Source organism: Sphingomonas sp. Root241, from assembly GCF_001428865.1.
In the GTDB taxonomy this organism is placed as follows: domain Bacteria; phylum Pseudomonadota; class Alphaproteobacteria; order Sphingomonadales; family Sphingomonadaceae; genus Sphingomonas.
This window is the reverse complement of the sequence record NZ_LMIV01000001.1, coordinates 2,082,708-2,102,228: the sequence shown is the minus strand read 5'-3', so window position 1 is coordinate 2,102,228 and position 19,521 is coordinate 2,082,708. Positions and strand designations below refer to the sequence as shown.

15 protein-coding genes and 2 tRNA genes are annotated in these 19,521 nt (G+C 65.6%); 13 read left to right on the top strand and 4 right to left on the bottom strand.

All coding sequences use genetic code 11. The features are described from left to right. Positions 1–50: 50 nt before the first annotated feature. On the top strand, positions 51–1,316 hold the full coding sequence (clpX, locus tag ASE13_RS09645; protein WP_056613941.1) for an ATP-dependent Clp protease ATP-binding subunit ClpX: 1,266 nt from the start codon (positions 51–53) through the stop codon (positions 1,314–1,316). Positions 1,317–1,706: 390 nt separating this feature from the next. Continuing rightward, positions 1,707–2,306: a hypothetical protein gene (locus ASE13_RS09640; protein WP_056613938.1), complete on the top strand. Its 600-nt coding sequence runs from the start codon at positions 1,707–1,709 to the stop codon at positions 2,304–2,306. On the opposite strand, the gene ASE13_RS09635 is transcribed toward ASE13_RS09640, so the two are convergent. Both ASE13_RS09635 and ASE13_RS09630 read right to left on the bottom strand, forming a co-directional pair. After that, on the bottom strand, positions 2,307–3,386 hold the full coding sequence (locus ASE13_RS09635) for a hypothetical protein (RefSeq protein ID WP_156404805.1): 1,080 nt from the start codon (positions 3,384–3,386) through the stop codon (positions 2,307–2,309). It lies immediately after the preceding gene. 2 nt (positions 3,387–3,388) lie between these two features. Then, a complete protein-coding gene (locus ASE13_RS09630; protein WP_082596522.1) occupies positions 3,389–5,113 on the bottom strand; it encodes a M1 family metallopeptidase in 1,725 nt (574 codons plus the stop codon). Between the two features lie 222 nt (positions 5,114–5,335). Here ASE13_RS09630 and lon point away from each other — a divergent pair, with 222 nt between their 5' ends. From lon to ASE13_RS09615, 3 genes are all read left to right on the top strand, one after another. After that, the gene (lon, locus tag ASE13_RS09625; RefSeq protein ID WP_056613932.1) at positions 5,336–7,792 is read left to right on the top strand and encodes an endopeptidase La; all 2,457 of its coding nucleotides are present in this window, start codon (positions 5,336–5,338) and stop codon (positions 7,790–7,792) included. Positions 7,793–7,924: 132 nt separating this feature from the next. After that, the gene (locus tag ASE13_RS09620) at positions 7,925–8,197 is read left to right on the top strand and encodes an HU family DNA-binding protein (protein WP_056613928.1); all 273 of its coding nucleotides are present in this window, start codon (positions 7,925–7,927) and stop codon (positions 8,195–8,197) included. A gap of 102 nt (positions 8,198–8,299) precedes the next feature. Further along, a tRNA-Val gene (locus ASE13_RS09615) sits at positions 8,300–8,374 on the top strand. A 45-nt stretch (positions 8,375–8,419) separates the two neighbouring features. Here the strand turns inward: ASE13_RS09615 and bla are convergent. Beyond that, positions 8,420–9,322 (bottom strand): subclass B3 metallo-beta-lactamase, encoded by a 903-nt coding sequence (gene bla, locus ASE13_RS09610; RefSeq protein ID WP_056613925.1) that lies wholly within the window; start codon positions 9,320–9,322, stop codon positions 8,420–8,422. 194 nt (positions 9,323–9,516) lie between these two features. Here bla and ASE13_RS09605 point away from each other — a divergent pair, with 194 nt between their 5' ends. The 3 genes from ASE13_RS09605 (at position 9,517) to ASE13_RS09595 (ending at position 15,038) form a co-directional block, all read left to right on the top strand. Beyond that, positions 9,517–10,401: a DMT family transporter gene (locus tag ASE13_RS09605; RefSeq protein ID WP_056613921.1), complete on the top strand. Its 885-nt coding sequence runs from the start codon at positions 9,517–9,519 to the stop codon at positions 10,399–10,401. A 230-nt stretch (positions 10,402–10,631) separates the two neighbouring features. Beyond that, on the top strand, positions 10,632–12,275 hold the full coding sequence (locus ASE13_RS09600) for a hypothetical protein (RefSeq protein ID WP_056613918.1): 1,644 nt from the start codon (positions 10,632–10,634) through the stop codon (positions 12,273–12,275). 90 nt (positions 12,276–12,365) lie between these two features. Further along, a complete protein-coding gene (locus ASE13_RS09595; RefSeq protein WP_056613915.1) occupies positions 12,366–15,038 on the top strand; it encodes a TonB-dependent receptor domain-containing protein in 2,673 nt (890 codons plus the stop codon). Positions 15,039–15,097: 59 nt separating this feature from the next. Here the strand turns inward: ASE13_RS09595 and ASE13_RS09590 are convergent, their stop codons facing one another. After that, positions 15,098–15,778, bottom strand: a complete 681-nt coding sequence (locus ASE13_RS09590) for a prolyl hydroxylase family protein (protein WP_056615060.1) — start codon at positions 15,776–15,778, stop codon at positions 15,098–15,100. A gap of 112 nt (positions 15,779–15,890) precedes the next feature. Between ASE13_RS09590 and ASE13_RS09585 the strand changes: the two genes are divergently transcribed. The 5 genes from ASE13_RS09585 to ASE13_RS09565 all read left to right on the top strand — a co-directional run bounded on the left by ASE13_RS09585 (position 15,891) and on the right by ASE13_RS09565 (position 19,436). Continuing rightward, the gene (locus tag ASE13_RS09585; RefSeq protein ID WP_056613912.1) at positions 15,891–16,622 is read left to right on the top strand and encodes a hypothetical protein; all 732 of its coding nucleotides are present in this window, start codon (positions 15,891–15,893) and stop codon (positions 16,620–16,622) included. A gap of 16 nt (positions 16,623–16,638) precedes the next feature. Beyond that, a tRNA-His gene (locus tag ASE13_RS09580) sits at positions 16,639–16,715 on the top strand. A gap of 24 nt (positions 16,716–16,739) precedes the next feature. Next, entirely contained in the window at positions 16,740–17,792 is a 1,053-nt protein-coding gene (locus ASE13_RS09575) for a Glu/Leu/Phe/Val family dehydrogenase (RefSeq protein ID WP_056613909.1), read from the top strand. Positions 17,793–18,123: 331 nt separating this feature from the next. Further along, positions 18,124–18,585 carry a carboxymuconolactone decarboxylase family protein gene (locus ASE13_RS09570; RefSeq protein ID WP_056613906.1) on the top strand — a complete coding sequence of 154 codons (462 nt, stop codon included), beginning with the start codon at positions 18,124–18,126 and terminating at the stop codon, positions 18,583–18,585. Continuing rightward, the gene (locus ASE13_RS09565) at positions 18,516–19,436 is read left to right on the top strand and encodes a sigma-70 family RNA polymerase sigma factor (RefSeq protein ID WP_082596520.1); all 921 of its coding nucleotides are present in this window, start codon (positions 18,516–18,518) and stop codon (positions 19,434–19,436) included. The genes ASE13_RS09570 and ASE13_RS09565 overlap by 70 nt, the downstream gene beginning before the upstream one ends. Positions 19,437–19,521 lie beyond the last annotated feature (85 nt).

The window sequence follows — 19,521 nt, the reverse complement described above, 5'->3', positions numbered from 1 at the left end:
GTAGGATGGCGGGTAGTGGCTACGCGTCCGGCGCGTAAAGGATGGATTGAATGACCAAGCTCAGCGGCGGCGACTCCAAGAGCACGCTTTACTGCTCGTTCTGCGGCAAGTCGCAGCACGAGGTGCGCAAGCTCATCGCCGGACCGACCGTGTTCATCTGCGACGAGTGCGTCGAGCTCTGCAACGACATCATCCGCGAAGAGACCAAGTCGGCACTCGTCTCGAAAAAGGACGGTGGCGTCCCGACGCCGCAGGAAATCTGCGACGTGCTCGACGACTACGTGATCGGTCAGAAGCAGGCCAAACGCGTGCTCTCGGTCGCGGTGCACAACCATTACAAGCGGCTCAACCACGGCGCCAAGGGCGCGGATGTCGAGCTCGCCAAGTCGAACATCCTGCTCGTCGGTCCCACCGGCTGCGGCAAGACGCTGCTGGCCCAGACGCTGGCGCGCATCCTCGACGTGCCGTTCACGATGGCCGATGCGACGACGCTCACCGAAGCCGGCTATGTCGGCGAGGACGTCGAGAACATCATCCTCAAGCTGCTCCAGGCCTCCGACTACAATGTCGAGCGGGCGCAGCGCGGGATCGTCTATATCGACGAGATCGACAAGATCAGCCGCAAGGCCGAGAATCCCTCGATCACCCGCGACGTTTCGGGCGAGGGCGTCCAGCAGGCGTTGCTCAAGCTGATGGAAGGCACGACCGCCTCGGTTCCCCCGCAGGGCGGCCGCAAGCATCCGCAGCAGGAGTTCCTCCAGGTCGACACGACCAATATCCTGTTCATCTGCGGCGGCGCCTTCTCGGGGCTCGAGAAGATCATCGGCGATCGCCTGCAGGGCAAGTCGATCGGCTTCGGCGCCTATGTCGCCGCGCCCGACGAGCGTCGTACTGGTGAAGTGCTGCGTTCGACGGAGCCCGAGGATCTGCTCAAGTTCGGCCTGATCCCCGAGTTCGTCGGCCGCCTGCCGGTGATCGCGACGCTCGAGGATCTCGACATCGATGCGCTGATCAAGATCCTCACCGAGCCCAAGAACGCCCTGGTGAAGCAGTATCAGAAGCTGTTCGACATGGAGGGCGTCAAGCTCGGCTTCAACGACGACGCGCTAACCGCGATCTCGAAGAAGGCGATCGAGCGCAAGACCGGCGCGCGCGGGCTCCGCTCGATCCTCGAGGCGATCCTGCTCGACACGATGTTCGACCTGCCCGGCATGGACGGCGTCGACGAGGTGATGATCGACAAGGACGTGGTCGAGGGTCGCAAGGATCCGGTCCGGATCTACGCCAAGAAGGAAAAGACCGGCAGCGCCGCCTAGGGTCCGCACTCCCTGCCCGCAATGGCCGTGACGGAGCGGATTTTGGCGCACAGGGAGGAATGAGGAGGGAGCGATGCGGTGTTCATCGCGACCGACGAATGACGTGGCTGTGCGCCAAAATCCGCCCGCCGCTTCGCGGTCGCCCGGAGACGAACGCTGGACTGCGTCAGCTCACTTGCTCGGGCCACCAGCCCGCGCTGCGCGAGCTTCCTTGCCAGCGCCCGTCTCCGGGCGATCCCGGCCGTTGTGGGTAGGGAGTGCGGACCCTGAACTTCTGTTGCCAAAACACTGCACGAGCGGCCGGAAAGATACCCTTCCGGCCGCTTTTGTTTGACCGACTCGCTCACGAGGCGCACCATCTCCGCAGGAGAAGAGATGGAGAGGTGACGTATGTCCGATGTAGCCATCCTCGATGACGAAGATCCTCGTGAGTATCATTCGCCCTTCGATCTGGCGCTCAACCCGGCCGCGCTCGAAACCTTCAAATGGCTGGTACTTGGGCATGTCTTGTACGCAATTGGCCTGGCCTTGGTGGTCTATTTCCACATCGACAACGGCGCGGTCTGGATAACGCCGCTGTTCGGCCTGCCCTTCGTCTGGCGCGAGCGGCAGCACCGGCTCGCGGTCAAGGCGCTGGTATTCTTCCTCGGCTTCACGCTGATGCACTATGTCGCGCTGATGACCGTCAGTGGAATGCGCGGCGACGAAGTGGGCTTCCTGCGCGGTTTTGTCGGCGGTGCCGTGGGCGGCGGCGGCGCGCTGTTGCTCTGCGCGATCTTCGGGCTGCTCCGCAAGGGATCGAGCCTCACCTTCGAGGCGTTCGGCACCGTGCTGCTCGGCGCCGTCGGCAGCTTCTGCCTGTATCTGTATCTCACCACCGGCGCGACGGGTGATTCGTCCGCCAGCGACATCATCCAGCCGCTCAAGATCTACACGCCGTGGCAGATCGCCTTCGCTTATGTCCTGGCGAGGGTCCTCCGCCCGGTCTGATCACCGGGGCCGTGCGGTAGAGCGCCGCACGGCCGGACCGTTCAGCGCTCGCCACGGGATCACCGCCCATTCGGGAGCATCGCAGGCCCGCGCGACACGAGCGAAATACGCCGCGACGAACAGGCCGTCCGGGGTGAGCCAGGCTTGAGGGAAGCTCCAAACGCCCGGGTCGTCATAGCTGCAGCCGTCCTCTTCCGAAGCCGCCATCTGTTTGGAATGATAACGCTTGAGCAGCGCCACCAATCCCGTGGCGAAAGTTCCGCCGCGATAGGTGTACCAGGCGTCCGACCGCTCGGGCGGCGGCGTCTTTCCGAAGCGCAGCAGATCATCGAGCTTGACTTCGCTGCCGGTCCGCGCGTCGAAAATGACGCCCTGCACTCCGAAATCGGGGTGCGCCGCACCCGCGCACCCCCAGCTCGTCCGCCACGGATAGCTGACCCAGGAATCGTCGAGATAGACTGGCCCGGCCTCGTCCGAATCAATGCCCGCGCCGCCCTCATAACCTGGGCAGCCGAACCAGTTTCGAACATGCTCCCACTGCGTCGCCGTCAGCGCGGCGTTGATCCTGTGCAGCGCTGCGGCGGCATATCCGCCTTCGATGCGGAACAGCCGGGTTCCGGACATGCGCTCGGTGTACCAGCGGATCGTGCGCGTACCGATGCGCTCCGTGCGGGCGGGTTCGAGACGCAGCCCCGCGAGCTGCATGCGATCATAGCCGTCGAGATCCGCGGGAGCGCCGACCGGTGCGGCGGGAGGCGTGGCCGGCGTGAGCGCGATCGGAAGCGTCTTGCCCTTGGCGGTGGTCAGCGTTCCCGCCCAGCCATTGCCCGCACGCTTCAAGACAAGGCTGTCGCCGGTGAGCCGTGCGTTCAGCTTGAGCGCATCCGCGTCTCGTTCGCCGTCGAGCGCAATGTCGAGGCGGGTGCTGCGATAGAAATAGCGCCCGCTCGGTGCACCATCGCCTTGGTCGAGTTCGACAATGATCGGCGCATTGCCGGCCTTGCCCTCGTAGAGCTGCGCGGCGGCGGTGACGGGGAACGCCAACGCACCCATGGCGGCGGCGAAGAGCCAAAGTCTCATCATCACTCGCCGTGGCGCGGGTCACGCTGGGCGGCTTCGACCGCTTCGGAGCGCTTCAGGAGGCGCGAGGCGGGATCGACGATCACATGCGCCTCCGCCGGCACGGCTATGCTTCCGGTGCCGCCGGTCATCGCCACAGTCTCGACCTTGTCGTCGATCTGCACCTCGACCGGAAGCGGGAAGGGCTTGTTCCCGGGAGTCTTCCAGCGAAGCGTGAGCCGGTCGCCTTCGCGGGTTTCGATCAGCTCGGGAAGCGCCGCCTGATACAGATAGACATGGAAGAACCAGGTCATGTCCTTGCCGGTCACCTGGTTGACGATGGCGATATATTCGGGCGTGGTGGCGAAGCGAGGCTGGAAATTGCCTGGTCTCGGATCGGGGCGGCCATAAACCAGCCGGCGTGTGACTTCCCAGAAGGCCTTGTCGCCGATCGTGTTGCGCAGCGTGTGGAGCACCCAGGCACCCTTGACGTAGATGTCGCCGCCGGGGCCGCCTTTCTCCTCCTCATAGACCTCTTCCTCGGTCATGATCCGGCCGGAGACGATCGGCGCCTTGTTCTCGATCTGGTTGCGGAACTTCTCCATCATCACTGCATAGCGGGCCTCGCCCTCCCGCCAGCGGCCGTAGAGCGGCTGCATGTACTGGGCATAGCCTTCGTGGAGCCAGTAATCATCCCAGTTCGCCGCCGACATCTGGTTGCCGAACCATTCGTGCGCGAGCTCGTGCTGGAACAGCCAATCGAAGCCGGTCGCGTCCTTGGCGTAGTTGTTGCCGTACGCGTTGATCGTCTGGTGTTCCATGCCGAGATGCGGGGTCTCGACCACGCCGAGTTTCTCGTCGGACCAGGGATAGGGGCCGACATTGGCTTCGAAGAAATCGAGCGTCGGCGCGAATTCGGCGAACAGGCCCTTCGCCTGCGCATCGCGGCCCGCCAGGTGCCAGTAATGTAGTGGGATCGTCCCGCCGAAGCGGCTCCTGTAAAGGCCTTTGATCTCGACATAGGGCGCGACGTTGAGCACCACCGAATAGGGGTTCGGGCTGCGCGCATGCCAATGCCAGGTCGTGCGGCCGTCGGGAAGCGTATCGACCTTTTGCAGCACGCCGTTGGAAGGTGCCGACAGGCCCTTGGGCACGGTGATGTGGAGGTCGACCTTCGCCGGCTCCCCGGCCGGGAAATCGAGGCACGGCCAGAACAGGTCGCAGCCATAGCCTTCGGCGGTCGTCGCGATCCACGGTTGGCCCTCTGGGGTCTTCGACCAGACGATGCCATCGTCCCACGGCGCGCGCACGGCGACATGCGGCGTGCCGCCATAGGTGATCCTGACCGTTGCACGGCTGCCCGCCGCGAGCGTTGTGGGCAAGGCGATGGTCAGCCGGCCTTCGGGATTGGACCAGCTCGTGCGGGCAAGCGGTTGCCCGTCCATGCTGATCGCGCTCACCGGCAAGTTCTTGTCGAGATCGATCAGCAGGCGGCGCTGCGGTGCCGAAGTGGCGAGCGTCAGCGTGGCAACCCCCCGCAGCGTCTGCGTATCGGGGAACACTTCGATCGCGAGATCGACATGCTCGAGCCGCAGCGCCGCGCGTTCGGGATCGATCGGGCCGCCGGAAGTCTTGGTGATTTCGGTGATCGGCGGTTCGCCCGGTTTGACCTGCGCAAGGGCAGGCGAAGCGTTCAGCGCGAGGACGGAAGCGGCGAGCAGCAGGTGAATGCGGATAGGTCTCTCCATCAGGCGCGCTCGACGGCGCGTCCGCCGTCGCGAGCGTAAAATCGGGTCTGGCGGGAGCGGATATAGCCGAAGCGCCCGCATGTGCCACGTCGCGACGTTTCCGCGGGCCGATGCGTCGCCGGAAACGACAGTCCACAGCCAATCAATGCACGACGATTGATGCGGCTGGCGCAGGCACCATATATAGTGGAATGTGAGGGCCGCTCGGGCCCAGGAGTATCCATGAAGCAGTCCTATCCCGTCCTGCCGCTTCGCGACATCGTCGTCTTCCCGCATATGATCGTGCCGCTGTTCGTGGGCCGCGACAAGTCGGTCGCCGCGCTCGAAGCCGCGATGGCCGACGACAAGGAGATTTTCCTCGTCGCGCAGCTCGATCCCGCCGAGGATGATCCCGGCCGCGAGGATCTGTACGACACCGGCGTGTCGGCGGAAGTGCTCCAGCTGCTCAAGCTTCCCGACGGCACCGTACGCGTGCTGGTTGCGGGCAAGGAGCGCGGCACGCTCGAGACGGTCGACGAATCGGGGCCTTTCCTCACCGCGACAGTGAATCCGGTCGACGAAGGCGACACGCAGCTGGAAAGCGCCGCCGCCGAATTGGGCGAAAAGGTGAGCAAGATCACGCCCGACAATCTGAGTGCCGAGCTCCAGGCGCTGATGCGCTCGGTGGTCGATCAGTTCGAAAATTACGCCAAGCTCAACCGCAAGCTGCCCGCCGAGACCGCGGTCCAGCTCGCTGAGCTCGACGATCCCTCGCGCCTCGCCGACGCGGTCGCCGCCAACATCGCGGTCAAGGTCGCCGACAAGCAGTCGCTGCTGGTCGAGAAGGACCCCCGGAAGCGTCTCGAGATGGTCTTCGCCTTCATGGAGGGCGAGCTCGGCGTGCTGCAGGTCGAGAAGAAGATCCGCAGCCGCGTGAAGCGCCAGATGGAGAAGACCCAGCGCGAATATTATCTCAATGAACAATTGAAGGCGATCCAGCGCGAGCTGGGCAATGAAGGCGACGAGGGTGATGGCGACGAGATCGCCGAGCTCACCCAGAAGATCGCGACGCTCAAGCTCTCCAAGGAAGCGCGCACCAAGGCGACCGCCGAGCTCAAGAAGCTCAAGACCATGGCGCCGATGAGCGCCGAGGCGACGGTGGTGCGCAATTATCTCGACGTGCTGCTCGGCCTGCCCTGGGGCAAGAAGTCCAAGCTCAAGAAGGATCTCGTCGAGGCCGAGGCTGTCCTCAACGGCGACCATTATGCGCTCGAGAAGGTCAAGGACCGCATCGTCGAATATCTCGCGGTGCAGGCGCGCACCAATAAATTGAAGGGGCCGATCCTGTGCCTCGTCGGGCCTCCCGGCGTGGGCAAGACCTCGCTCGGCAAGTCGATCGCCAAGGCGACCGGTCGCGAGTTCATTCGCCAGTCGCTGGGCGGCGTGCGCGACGAGGCCGAGATCCGCGGCCATCGCCGCACCTATATCGGTTCGCTGCCCGGCAAGATCGTGACGAACCTGCGCAAGGCCGGCGCCTCGAACCCGCTGTTCCTGCTCGACGAGATCGACAAGCTCGGCCAGGACTTCCGCGGCGATCCCGCCTCGGCGCTGCTCGAAGTGCTCGACCCCGAGCAGAACAACAAGTTCAACGACCATTATCTGGAGATCGACATCGATCTCTCGGACGTGATGTTCGTGTGCACGGCCAACTCGCTAAACCTGCCGCAGCCGCTGCTCGACCGCATGGAGATCATCCGGCTCGAAGGCTATACCGAGGACGAGAAGGTCGAGATCGCCGAACGGCACCTGATCGCCAAGCAGATCGAGGCGCACGGGCTGAAGGAAGGCGAGTTCACCCTGACGCACGAGGGGCTGCGCGAGCTGATCCAGAAATACACGCGCGAGGCGGGCGTCCGCACGCTCGAGCGCGAGATCGCCAGGCTGGCGCGCAAGGCACTGCGGAAGATCCTGGAGGGCAAGGAGACCAACGTCACCATCACGCCCGAGAACCTTCACGAATATGCCGGGGTGCAGAAATATCGCCACGGCCTTTCGGAGGAGGAGCACCAGATCGGTGCGGTCACAGGGCTCGCCTGGACCGAAGTGGGCGGCGAACTGCTGACGATCGAGAGCGTCACCGTTCAGGGCAAGGGCGCGATCAAGACGACCGGCAAGCTGGGCGATGTGATGAAGGAGAGCGTGGAGACTGCGTTCAGCTTCGTCCGCGCGCGCGCGCCGACCTATGGCATCAAGCCGAGCCTGTTCCAGCGCAAGGACGTGCACGTCCACTTGCCCGAAGGCGCGGTTCCCAAGGACGGTCCGTCGGCGGGTATCGGTCTGGTCACTGCGATCGTATCGACCATGACCGGGGTTCCGGTGCGCAAGGACATCGCCATGACCGGCGAGGTCACGTTGCGCGGCAGGGTGCTGCCGATCGGCGGGCTCAAGGAGAAACTGCTCGCGGCGCTGCGCGGCGGCATCAAGACGGTGCTGATCCCGGGCGAGAACGAGAAGGACCTCGTCGAGATCCCGGCGAACATCCGCGAAGGGCTGGAAATCGTTCCGGTCACCCATGTCGACGAAGTGCTGCGGCTCGCTTTGACCGAGCCGCTCACGGCGATCGACTGGACCGATGCCGACGAGCTGGCGGCTCAGCCGCCGGCGCATGTGCCCGGGATCGGCGACGCCGTTCATCATTGAGGACGCGTAACTTTTGCGGCAAAATCCGCCGCTGAGGGTTTGACAGCGGCGGCGGTCGCGTGCTGACTGGCGCGCTCGGCTTGCCGCCGCGACTCATTTTTCGATGCACTCACTCAGGGGGAATCCACCAGCATGAACAAGCAAGAGCTGATCGGGACGGTCGCTGAGACCTCCGGCCTCGGCAAGGGCGACGCCACCAAGGCCGTCGAAGCGGTGTTCGATGCGATCTCGACTTCGCTCAAGAAGGGCGACGAAGTGCGCCTGGTCGGTTTCGGCACCTTCTCGGTTAGCAAGCGCAAGGCGTCGACCGGCCGCAACCCGCGCACCGGCGAGGAGATGACGATCAAGGCATCTAACCAGCCCAAGTTCAAGGCCGGCAAGGGCCTCAAGGATTCGGTCAACTGATCCGACGGTAAAGCAGGGCCTTGGGGCTGGACAAGCGCACCCCGCACCGCCTAAAGGCCCGCTTCCCGTTTCCGCCGAAGGGTTCAAGGACCCAGGGCGAAAGGGCGCGTAGCTCAGTGGTAGAGCACTGTGTTCACACCGCAGGGGTCGCAAGTTCAATCCTTGCCGCGCCCACCATGTAGAGAAGCCCGCCGGTCGCACGATCGGCGGGCTTTTTCGTGTCTATTTCGCCTGCGGCGCGCGCTCTTGCGCCAGCCGTTTGTCGAGCGCCGCCGCGAAATCCTGCGCATAAGCCCGGCACGCGCCCGGATCGATGTAGGGATTGGGTTTCGACCCCTGGTCGAAGCGCCGGCGTTTCTCGGCTCCCCCCGACTGGCTCGGGTGCGCAGTGATCAGGATGTCGCAGGGCATACGGCGCATCGCGGCGAATGACCGTCCGAACGACGCGACCAGCCAGCCATGGTCGGGATCGGAAAAGCGATAGGCCGGCGGCGCTGCGGGATTGAGGCTCGCGGCGAAGACGATCGTGCGGCATTGGCGGCCTTCGCAGCTTCGCCATGTCCAGCTCGTGCTCCCCCGGGTATGGCCGGGTGTGGCGCGGGCGTTGACAGTCACCCCGCCAAGCCGAAGCCGCTCGCCGTCGCGAACGGTGCGCAACCGCGACACGGCGGGGAAGGGCACCAGCCAGCTTGCCTGTGCGTCCGATGGATCGGTGCCGCCGCGCAACACCGTCGCGGCCGCCGCGCCCGCCACCACCGTCGCCCCGCTATCGCGCGCAAGGGCGGCGATGCCGCCGGCGTGATCGTAATGCGGTTCGGTGCTCAGGATGTACTTCACATCCTCGACCCGGAAGCCGAGCTTGCGGATGTTCGCCTCGATCGCCCGAACGCCCTGCGGCACGGCACCGTCGATCAGGATCAGCCCGGCACCGGTGTCGATCAGTCCGACATTGAGCCCCTCGAAGCCGACCAGATAGAAATTGCCGAACACACGGATCGGCGCCTCCGGCCCCAGCCATTTCGCGGCGCTTTTGGGAGCGATCGGGCGGAGCAGCGGATCGTCGGCCTGTTGTGCGGGTGCCGCCGACGACAGCAGCATGGCGGCGAGCGCGGCTCGAATGGACATATCATGATCTCCCTTTGCGCCGGTGAAATGACCGCAGCAGAGACGGCGGCGCAAACCACCATTTCTCGCGAGAGCCATTAGCCTGGCTCATGGTTCGCCGATCCAGGACCGAAGAGACCCTGCCGAAAAGGGGCGACAGGGTTGATGCTGCGATGCAGCGCACCTAAGCCGCGCCTTCGGACGGGAGGAACGAGATGCTGTGGGCGGGCGCGACGATTGCGGCAGCGGCGTTTCAGGTTGGCCGCAACGCCCTCCAGCGGGGGATGATGTCGCGCACCGGCCCCTGGGGTGCGACTTTGGTCCGCTTCCTCTTCGGGCTGCCCTTCTCGCTCGTCTTTGTGGCGGTCGCGTTCGCCTTTGCTCCAGACGTAGCGCCACGCTTCGGCGCCGCCTTCTGGTGGCCGGCGCTGACCGGAGCGCTGGCGCAGGTATTGGCAACCGCGGCTTTGCTCCTCGCAATGCACTATGCCGGCTTCGCGATCGGGACGGCGCTGCAGCAGAGCTCGGTACCGCTGGCCGCGATCGCGGGACTGCTCGTATTCGAGGACAATCTCTCGCCGCTGGGCTGGTCAGGGGTGGCGCTCACCACGACGGGCCTCGCGATTCTCGTCTGGCCGCGCCGGACCGGCGGCGGGCAGAAGCCGGTGTCCGGCGTCGCGCTCGGCGTCGTCTCCGGGTTGCTCTTCGGGTTTGCGCTCAATGCGTTTCGCCATGCCGGGCTGCGGCTCGAGCCCCAGCACCCCTTCTTCGCGGCAATGGCGAGCGTCGCGATCGTGCAGGCCGTGCAAGCCGGCGCGCTGATCCTTTATCTGCTCTGGCGCGATCGGCCGGCGCTCCTCGCGGTGATCACTGACTGGCGCGAATCCCTCGGCGCGGGTCTGTTCGGCGCGCTTGCTTCATCGGGCTGGTTCTTCGCGCTCAACCTCGCTCCGGCAGCAGCGGTTCGCGCGTTGGGCGTGATCGAGATGCCGATCGCGGCGCTCGCCGGTCACCGGCTGTTCCGCGAGGGGCTCACTTTTCGCCAGATGCTCGGCGTGGTTGTCGTGACGATCGGGGTAGCAATGACCGCGCAGTTCTGATCGCGCAGGCAATGCCGGATTTCCCCTCGGGCCCGCGGGCCCGCGCTTGTTGCGGACCTGCAACATCGTAACCTGATTGTCATTCGACTGTCTCGCAGGAGTCTTCAAACTCTCGCGGACGAGTCACGCAAGCCTCCTAGCGCAGCGTTCGTGATCGGCAGGGGGAACCGAGTCGATCCCGTCCATTCGCCCACACGCGCAACCCGGCATTCCGCCGGAACGGAGACTTTATGGCCCGCTTCCAACGCCTCAGCCTCATCCTCTTGACCAGCTGTGCCGCGCTCAGCCTCGCGGCGTGCGATGGCGCGAGCAGCGTCGCTTCGCCCGGCGAAGGCGGTTTCCCGGCTCCGGCGCCCGCGCCGACTCCAGCGCCGAGTCCCAGCCCGAGCCCGACCCCCACGCCGGGTACGCCGGCTGCGGCGTGCCCGACCGGCACCGGCCAGGCGCTCACCGACGTCGGCACGATCGGCGCGTATCGCATCTGCCGCCTACCGACGCTGGTTACCAACCTGTCGCTGCCCAGCAAGGCCACTGCCCCGGGCGTCGCCTATGAGATCAACGGTCGTGTCGATGTCGGCACCGATCGCGGTTCGCAAGGGCTGATCGGCCAGGCCGGCTCGCTCACCATCGGCGCCGGCGCGATCCTGTTCGCCAACACCACCAATGCCGACAACGACTTCCTGATCGTCAACCGCGGCTCGACGATCAACGCACAGGGCACGGCCACCTCGCCGATCATCTTCACTGCCCAGCAGAACCTCGCCGCCACCACGACGGATGACAGCCAGGGCCTTTGGGGCGGCGTGATCCTCGCCGGCCGTTCGCCGGTCGCGAACTGCATCACCGGCTCGAACGACGCCAACGGCACCAGCACGACCTGCGAGAACGTCGTCGAAGGCACCGGCAACGCGCTCTACGGCGGCAATGCACCGGGCGACAGCTCGGGTGTGTTCCAGTACGTCCAGATCCGCTACTCGGGCACCGTCATCAGTCCGAACAACGAGCTGCAGGGCCTGACCCTCGCCGGCGTCGGATCGGGCACCACGATCGATCACGTCCAGGTCCACAACAGCTCGGACGACGGCATCGAGATCTTCGGCGGTACCGCCCAAGCCCGGCACCTCGTGCTCACCGGCTCCGACGATGACGGCCTGGACTTCGATGTGGGCTGGCGCGGCCTCGTCCAGTTCCTGATCACTGCCCAGAAGCCGGGCCTGACCACCACCGACACCTATTCGATGGAAGTCGACTCGAGCTTCAATCCGGGCACCGGCGCCAATCCCGAGGACGCACTGCCGCGGACCTGGGGCCGGGTTGCCAACGCGACGCTGATCCAGACCAATGCCAGCACGACCAACCCGTTGGCGGCGATCCGCCTGCGCGGCAGCGCCGATCTGACCCTGGTCAATTCGATCCTCGTCACGCCGGGTGCGTGCCTCCTCACCGAAGCCGGCACCGCCGACCGCGGCACGATCCGCGCCGCCAACCCGGCGTTGCAGGATCAGGGGCCGCCGCGCTTCAACTCGATCTACTTCGCCTGCGGCACCGCGCTGACCGCGCAGAACGCAGTGAACGGCAACACGATCACCACCGCCGAGCAGGACGCCTTCTTCACGACCGGTGGAAGTTCGGGCAACACCACCAACGGCACCGCCGCCAACGCGCTGCAGAACGGCTATTTCCCGACGGCGACGACGCTGGCGGTCGCCGCATTCGACGCGCGGACGCTCAACCCGTCGGGTTCGTCGTTCCTCGTCCAGACCAATTATATCGGCGCGGTCAGCGGCTCGACCGATACCTGGTTCCAGGGCTGGACCTGCAATTCCAACCGGGCGAGCTTCGGCACGACCAGTGGCAATTGCACTGCCCTCTAAGGCTGCAAGCCGGGCGACGGGGGACGGCGGCAAGACCGCCGTCCCCCTGAGCCTATCCGGCGCCCCTACCCCAAAACAGCGGATACCCCGATGAAGAACCAGCTCGCCTTCGCAAGTCTATTGGCTGTCACGTCCTGCCTGGTTGCGCCGGCCGCGCTCGCGCAGACGGCCGGGGACGCCACTCCCCAGACTGCCAGCCCGCCGCCGGCAACGCAGACCGCGCCCGAGCAGGCCCCGGAGCAGCAGGAAGTCGAGATTTCCGCACCTGGCGCCGGCAGCGATTCCGAGGACATCGTCGTCATCGGCCGCAACATCCCCAATGTCGTGCGCAGCACGCCACAGGTGGTTTCGGTGCTTTCGACAGAGGATATCGCGCGGACCGGTGAAGGCGACATCGCCGGCGCCCTCCAGCGCGTCACCGGCCTCAGCGTCGTCGGCAACGGCTTCGTCTATGTGCGCGGCCTCGGCGACCGCTATTCGCTGTCGCTGCTCAACGGCCTGCCCCTGCCGAGCCCGGAGCCGCTCCGCCGCGTGGTGCCGCTCGACATCTTCCCGACGAGCGTCATCGGCTCGGCGCTGGTCCAGAAGACCTTCTCGGCCAATTATCCGGGCGAGTTCGGCGGCGGCGTGATCAACCTCACGACTACGGCGGTTCCCGAAAAGTCGTTCTTCTCGGTGGGCGGTTCGGTCGGCTTCGACATGGAGACCACCAGCGAGCTCGGCTACACCTATGACGGCGGCTCGCACGACTGGCTCGGCTATGACTCCGGCGAGCGTGATACACCCAACTTCATCCTCAAGGCCGGCGCGGATCGGACCACGATCCCGACCAGTCAGGCAGTCAATCTGACCAACGCCGAGACAACGGTCCTTTTCGAGAACTACCACATTCCGCCGAACTTCTCGGGCGAGACCAGCTTCGGCACCTCGACCGACATCGGCGGCACGCGGCTCGGCGTGATCGCGGGCGCGGGCCTCAGCAACACCTGGCGCACGCGTGATGCCGTCTCGGGGGTCCGCAGCATCCCTAGCACGACCTTCCGTCGCGTCACCACCGACCATCGTGCATTGGTTAACGGCATGCTCGGCTTCGGCGCCGAGTTCGGCGAGCACCGCATCCGCTTCACGAATGTCTATATCCACGACACGCTGAAGCAGGGCCGGCTGGGCGCGGGTACCGCCGAGAATTTCGAATCTCCGGTCAACGGCCATGCGCCGGTGATGGAGCAGAATACCAACTGGTTCGAACGCCAGCTTTTCACCAGCCAGCTAGTCGGTGAGTTCGATTTCGGCGACCTCGACGTCGACGTGCGCGGTGCCTATGCAAACACCAAGCGCAAATCGCCTTATGAACGCGCCTTCCGCTATCTCTACGACGCGTCGATCAACGACTATCGCAACACGCTGAACGGCGGCTCCTACGCCACCGTCGCGTTCAGCGATCTCAACGAGAATCTGTGGGCCGGCGGCATCGATCTCGCTTACGACCTGCACCTCGGCCGGCCGTTCAGCCTGCAGGCGGGCTATGCCTATCAGGATACCGATCGTTCGTCCTTCCGCTATACGTTCGACTACGTCCTGCCGGGCGGCACGGCGCTGCCGGATCCTTATTCGCAGCTGCGTCCGGACTATCTGCTGTCGGACTATAGTTTGCAGGCGAACGGCATCGTCCTGCGGCCCTCGACGACCAGCCAAGGCGCGCGCTCCTATGACGCCGGGCTGAAGGTCCACGCGGGCTACGCTCAGCTCGAGGGCGAAATCGCCGACGGCATGCGCATGACCGCCGGTGTGCGCTATGAAACCGCCAAGCAGACGGTGCTTCCGACCGACAATCAGCCGGTGACGGAGCTCAACAATGACTATTGGCTACCGGCCGCGACACTGACCTGGAACTTCGCAACCGACATGCAGTGGCGACTCAACGCGAGTAAGACGATCGCTCGCCCGCAGTTCCGCGAGCTCGCGCCGCAGCAATATCTCGACTTCGATTCCGACCGCGTCTTCTACGGCAACCCGTTCCTCACAGACAGCAAGCTGACCAATCTCGAGGCGCGCTACGAATGGTTCTTCGGGAAGGACCAGCGCCTGACCGCGTCGGGCTTCTTCAAGAAGATCGAAGACCCGATCGAGACGGTGAGCTTCCAGCTTGCCGGCAGCAACACCACCCAGATCAACTTCGCCAACGCGCCCGAGGCGCAGCTTTATGGCGGCGAGATCGAGCTCCAGAAGTACGTGCCGCTCGATTTCATCAACAACGACCTGTTCACGACGCGCCGCCTCGTGCTGATCGCGAACTACACCTACACCCATTCGGAGGTCTTCGCGGGCAACGAGCTGATCCGCGATCCGATCAACCCGGCGTCGGTGACGCGTCCGGCCAACCAGGTGTTCGTCTCGGGCCAGCCGCTGGTCGGCCAGTCGGACCATCTGGTGAACCTGCAGCTCGGCATCGAGGACACGCAGAAGCTCTCGCAGCTGACCTTCCTGTTCAACTATGCGAGCGACCGGGTCGTCGCCCGCGGTCTGCTCTCGGGCGGGGGCCTGCCGCCGATCGTCGAGCGGCCGGGCGTCCGCCTCGACTTCGTGCTGCGCCAGGGCTTCGACGTGCTCGGCGGCGAATGGGAGTTCAAGCTCGAGGGGCGCAATCTCACCGGCACGCGCTTCGTCGAGTTCCAGGACTATGGCGGCACCACCGGGATCGCCGACACCAACAGCTACGATCAGGGCCGCGTCTTCACGATCGGCCTCAGCACCAAATTCTGATCGGGTAACAGGGGAAGAGGGCTCCGGCCGGGCGAAAGCCCGCCGGGGCCTTTTCTATGTCACCAGCCCCAGGGCCGCTCGCGGAACCACTGGGTGATGACGTATTTGGTGCCGGCACGAACCTTCATCGCATGGTGGATGGTCGACGGGTTGGGCGTGCCGTTGGCGCGCAGATTGTTCCAGGCGAGCACCTTGCCGACCTCGGGTTCCACCATCTTGTCGATCGCCTTGAAGCGCGTCACGCCGCCGGCCTCGACCTGGTTGAGGTAGAGCATCACCGTCCAGGTGCGCTGGCCGGCGACGCTGCAGAACTTCTCGAAGTCTGCGCCCGAAGGCTCGAAATAATCTGTGTGCGCCTTGAACTCCTGGCCGACCTCGTAGCGCTGGCCCTGCATCGGCTCGGCATGTGCGGGGTCGAGCCCGGTCAGCGCTATGATGCGGCGCTTGAGTTCCATCGCCAGCGGATCGTCGGGATCGAGATCGCAGGTTTCGCTGGTGCGGAAGGCGTAATCACCATTGGCGTCGGCGAGGGTCGAGGGACGGCGCTTCGAATCGATCTGGAGCATCAGGAGCCGGCACATCTCCGGGTCGATGAACTTCTTGCCGATGAACATCGCCACCTTGGGGTTGGGCACGCGCTGGATGCCGGGCTGGCGCAATATGTGCTCGATCACGGGTTCGGACGGATGGCCCGCACCGAAATTGGGGACGGCGGGCGAAGGGTCGGCGAGGGTCTGCATCGCGAGTGATTCTGCCAAATTCGGCGGCATTTCGCCAGTATCGCGTGTCCGTGGCGCCCGGCGTAACAAAAGCGCAAGCAAGCCGTCACATATCACAGGCACTCGACGGCACATGGCCCTCGACGCGCAGCTCGAAGCCGAAATGCCGCGTTTCGCGGACCCGCACGCATTGGATGCGCTGGGCGTGCCGGCGAGGCTGGCCGCGGCGATCGAGCGTGCGGCCGATCGGCTGACCGGCATGATCGCGATCGCCGGGCCCGGTGCCGAGGAAACCGCCGCGGCGCTGCACCGCCGGTTCGGGATTCCGCTCGGCGGCGTGATCGCGGATCGGGCGGCGGCAAACCTGACGGTCGACGCCGCCGATCGCGGGCTGGTGATCGCCTGTTTCGACGGCGGCGATGCCGTGGGTACGATCCTGACCCTCCGGCGGCTGGCCAGCGATCGCTTCGCGCTGGCCGCGGCGCTGCGCCTGGTGATCGCCCAGCGTATTGCGCCGGGGCTCTGCCGCAGCTGCCGGCAGCCCGAACAGGCATTCGGATCGACCGCGGCGCTTCTGGGACTCGATCCGGGGGCGATCCTGTGGTCGGCGCCCGGATGCGACGCGTGTGCCGGGAGCGGGCGGGGGGCGTCGGTGCGAATCTTCGAAGGCGTCGAAGTCGATCCGGCGATGCGGCGGCTGATCTACGACGGCGCCGACGCGCCTTTGCTCGCCCGCCATGCCTATCTTTCGGCGCCCAATTTCGCCTCAGCGGCAAGGGCATTGGCGCGCGACGGAATGATCGCGCCTGAGGAAGCCGTCGGCGCATCGCGCAATGATCTTGCGCTTCGCGAAAGCCCTCGCTAAGCGGCCAACGTTCGCGGCGACCGTAGTTCAATTGGTTAGAGCGTCGGCTTGTGATGCCGGAAGTTGCGGGTTCAAGTCCCGTCGGTCGCCCCATTTTCCACAGCCCGGATATTTCCCTTGAAAACCGACTGGGGCTTCCCCGATTTCGACGAGCATGAGGGCGTTCACCTCTTCACCGACCACGCCAGTGGGCTGAGCGCGATCATCGCGATTCACTCGACTGCGCTCGGGCCGGCGGCAGGCGGCGTGCGCTTCTGGCATTATGCCGATTCGGATGCGGCGATCACCGATGCGCTGCGGCTCTCGCGGGGGATGAGCTACAAGAACGCGATGGCCAACCTGCCGATGGGCGGCGGCAAGGGCGTGATCCTCGCCGCCGAACCCGGCGCCACGGTCACCACCGAGCAACTCGAGGCATTCGGCCGCGCAGTCGAATCGCTCCAGGGCAAATACGTCACTGCCGAGGATGTCGGCATGTCCGAAGCGCGGATGAAGGTGGTCGCGACCCGGACGAAGCATGTTTCCGGCCTGCCGGTGGCGGCCGGCAGCGCAGGTGGCGATCCGGGACCGGTGACTGCGCGCGGCGTCTATCTAGGCGTCAAGGCGGCGGCGAAGCGCGGGCTCGGCGCCGACGACATGCGCGGCGTGCGTGTCGCGATCCAGGGCGTCGGCTCGGTCGGCGGCGGGCTCGCCCGATTGCTGGCAAAGGACGGGGCGAAGCTGGTGCTCGCCGACGTCAATGCCGAGCGGGCCAGGGCGCTCGCGGCTGAGCTTGGTGCCGAGGCTGTCGATGCCGACGGGATCCTGACGCTCGACATCGACCTGTTCAGCCCCAATGCGCTCGGTGCGATCCTCACCGAGCAGTCGATCCCGCAGATCAAGGCCAAGGTCGTGGCCGGCGGCGCGAACAACCAGCTTGCGACGCGCGCGGACGGGGCGCGGCTGCACGACCGCGGCATCCTCTATGCCCCCGATTACGTGATCAACGCGGGCGGCATCATCAATGTCGGGCTCGAATATCTCGGCCAGGGCAACATGGCCGAGGTCCAGTCGCGCGTGGACAAGATCCCCGAGCGGCTGATCGAAGTGTGGGACGAAAGCGACCGCACCGGCGATCCCGAGAGCGAAGTCGCCGATCGCATCGCGCAAAGGCTGATCGGGCGCGGGTGATTCGCTTGGCGGCTTGTTGGAAAACGGCGACCAAGTTTCACGGTTTGCACGGTGAATCGGCAATTTAGTTGCGTGTCGGCGTAACGATGTTGCGTCGAGGGTGCGGGCAGATAGGTTCGACGGTTCAAAGAGCGAACTCGGCCTAGCAAGCGAAATCCTACATTTGAAGTAGCGCCCGTCTCCCCGGCAAACGCCGGGGCCTCAGGCCGCGAGCTTTGCGCCTGAGGCCTGAGATCCCGGCTTTCGCCGGGACGACGAATAAAATCGCACTGCCATGTCACATCCGCCGGCGCTGTCTCGTCATGTCTCCGTAAGCCCAAGGAGAACGACCATGACCCAACGCCTCGACCCCTTCGCCGCCGCCCCTGTCCAGATGCAGGCTTGGCTCGACATGTCGCTCAAGATCGCTCCGGCGATCGAGCATTCGCTGCTCGAGCTGGTCAAGATCCGGGCCTCGCAGATCAACGGCTGCGCCAATTGCATCAACATGCACACCGCGGATGCGCGCAAGGCCGGGGAGACCGAGCAGCGCATCTATCTGCTGAGCGCATGGCACGATGCGCCGGTCTATTCGGCGCGCGAGCGCGCGGCGTTGGCATGGACCGATGCGCTGACTCTGATATCGACCTCGCGGGCGCCGCGCGAAGTGTATGATGCCCTCGCCGCGGAATTCACGCAGGAGGAACAGGTGCAACTGACGCTGATGATCAACGTGATCAACGGATGGAACCGCCTCGCGGTCGGCTGTGGTCTGTTCTACGACGCCAAGCCCGCGGCGGCACAGGCCGCGTGAGCAGCGACGCTGCAGCGTCGTTCGATCCGCTGCGTCCGCGGCTGACCCGCATCGCCTATCGCATGCTGGGTTCGGTCGCGGACGCGGAGGACGTGGTGCAAGACGCGTTCGTTCGCTGGATGGGCGCGGACCGTGCCGAAATCCGCGAGCCCGAGGCGTTCCTGCGCCGCGTGGTGACGCGGCTCTGCCTCGACCAGCTCAAATCGGCGCGCGCGCGGCGCGAAACCTATGTCGGGCCATGGCTGCCCGAGCCGATGGTCGAGGAGGACGATGCCGACGACGTGACGCTGCCGCTGATGCTTGCGCTCGAACGGCTGTCGCCGCTCGAGCGCGCGGCGTTCCTGCTCCACGACGTGTTCGGACTGGGTTTCGACGAAATCGCCGAGACGATCGGGCGCGATCCCGCCGCGACCCGCCAGCTCGCCAGCCGGGCGCGGACGCATGTGCGCGCAGCGCGGCCGCGCTTCGACGTGCCGAAGGAGCGCGGGCTGGAGATCGCCGCGGCCTTTTTCCAGGCATCGCGGAACGGCGACATGGCCGGGCTGCGCAGCCTGCTCGCCGACGACGTCTCGGTCTATTCGGACGGCGGCGGCAAGGTCCATGCCGGGCTGCGGCCGATCCTCGGCATCGAGGACGTGATGAAATTGCATGGCTCGCTCGCACGCTTCTTCGCCAAGGAGATGTCGCGCGTCGAGCGCTGGGGAATGATCAACGGGCTGCCCGGATTCGTGACCTGCGAGGCCGACGGCCTGCTCCAGACCACCGCGCTAGCGATCGAGGACGGCAAGATCGTCGGCATCTACATCATGCGCAATCCGGACAAGCTGCGGCATCTGGGGGCGGTGCATTAGGGACGGGTTGGGAGTGGTGGAACGCGGACATTCCGATCCTCCCCGGCACGGGGAGGATCTGACGAGGTCCGCAACTGATCGCCGA

Bases quoted from the DNA above. Each gene is read 5' to 3' on its own strand.
- clpX (WP_056613941.1), top strand. From the start codon at position 51: ATGACCAAGCTCAGCGGCGGCGACTCCAAGAGCACGCTTTACTGCTCG.
- ASE13_RS09640 (WP_056613938.1), top strand. From the start codon at position 1,707: ATGTCCGATGTAGCCATCCTCGATGACGAAGATCCTCGTGAGTATCAT.
- ASE13_RS09635 (WP_156404805.1), bottom strand. From the start codon at position 3,386: ATGAGACTTTGGCTCTTCGCCGCCGCCATGGGTGCGTTGGCGTTCCCC.
- ASE13_RS09630 (WP_082596522.1), bottom strand. From the start codon at position 5,113: ATGGAGAGACCTATCCGCATTCACCTGCTGCTCGCCGCTTCCGTCCTC.
- lon (WP_056613932.1), top strand. From the start codon at position 5,336: ATGAAGCAGTCCTATCCCGTCCTGCCGCTTCGCGACATCGTCGTCTTC.
- ASE13_RS09620 (WP_056613928.1), top strand. From the start codon at position 7,925: ATGAACAAGCAAGAGCTGATCGGGACGGTCGCTGAGACCTCCGGCCTC.
- bla (WP_056613925.1), bottom strand. From the start codon at position 9,322: ATGTCCATTCGAGCCGCGCTCGCCGCCATGCTGCTGTCGTCGGCGGCA.
- ASE13_RS09605 (WP_056613921.1), top strand. From the start codon at position 9,517: ATGCTGTGGGCGGGCGCGACGATTGCGGCAGCGGCGTTTCAGGTTGGC.
- ASE13_RS09600 (WP_056613918.1), top strand. From the start codon at position 10,632: ATGGCCCGCTTCCAACGCCTCAGCCTCATCCTCTTGACCAGCTGTGCC.
- ASE13_RS09595 (WP_056613915.1), top strand. From the start codon at position 12,366: ATGAAGAACCAGCTCGCCTTCGCAAGTCTATTGGCTGTCACGTCCTGC.
- ASE13_RS09590 (WP_056615060.1), bottom strand. From the start codon at position 15,778: ATGCAGACCCTCGCCGACCCTTCGCCCGCCGTCCCCAATTTCGGTGCG.
- ASE13_RS09585 (WP_056613912.1), top strand. From the start codon at position 15,891: ATGGCCCTCGACGCGCAGCTCGAAGCCGAAATGCCGCGTTTCGCGGAC.
- ASE13_RS09570 (WP_056613906.1), top strand. From the start codon at position 18,124: ATGACCCAACGCCTCGACCCCTTCGCCGCCGCCCCTGTCCAGATGCAG.
- ASE13_RS09565 (WP_082596520.1), top strand. From the start codon at position 18,516: ATGGAACCGCCTCGCGGTCGGCTGTGGTCTGTTCTACGACGCCAAGCC.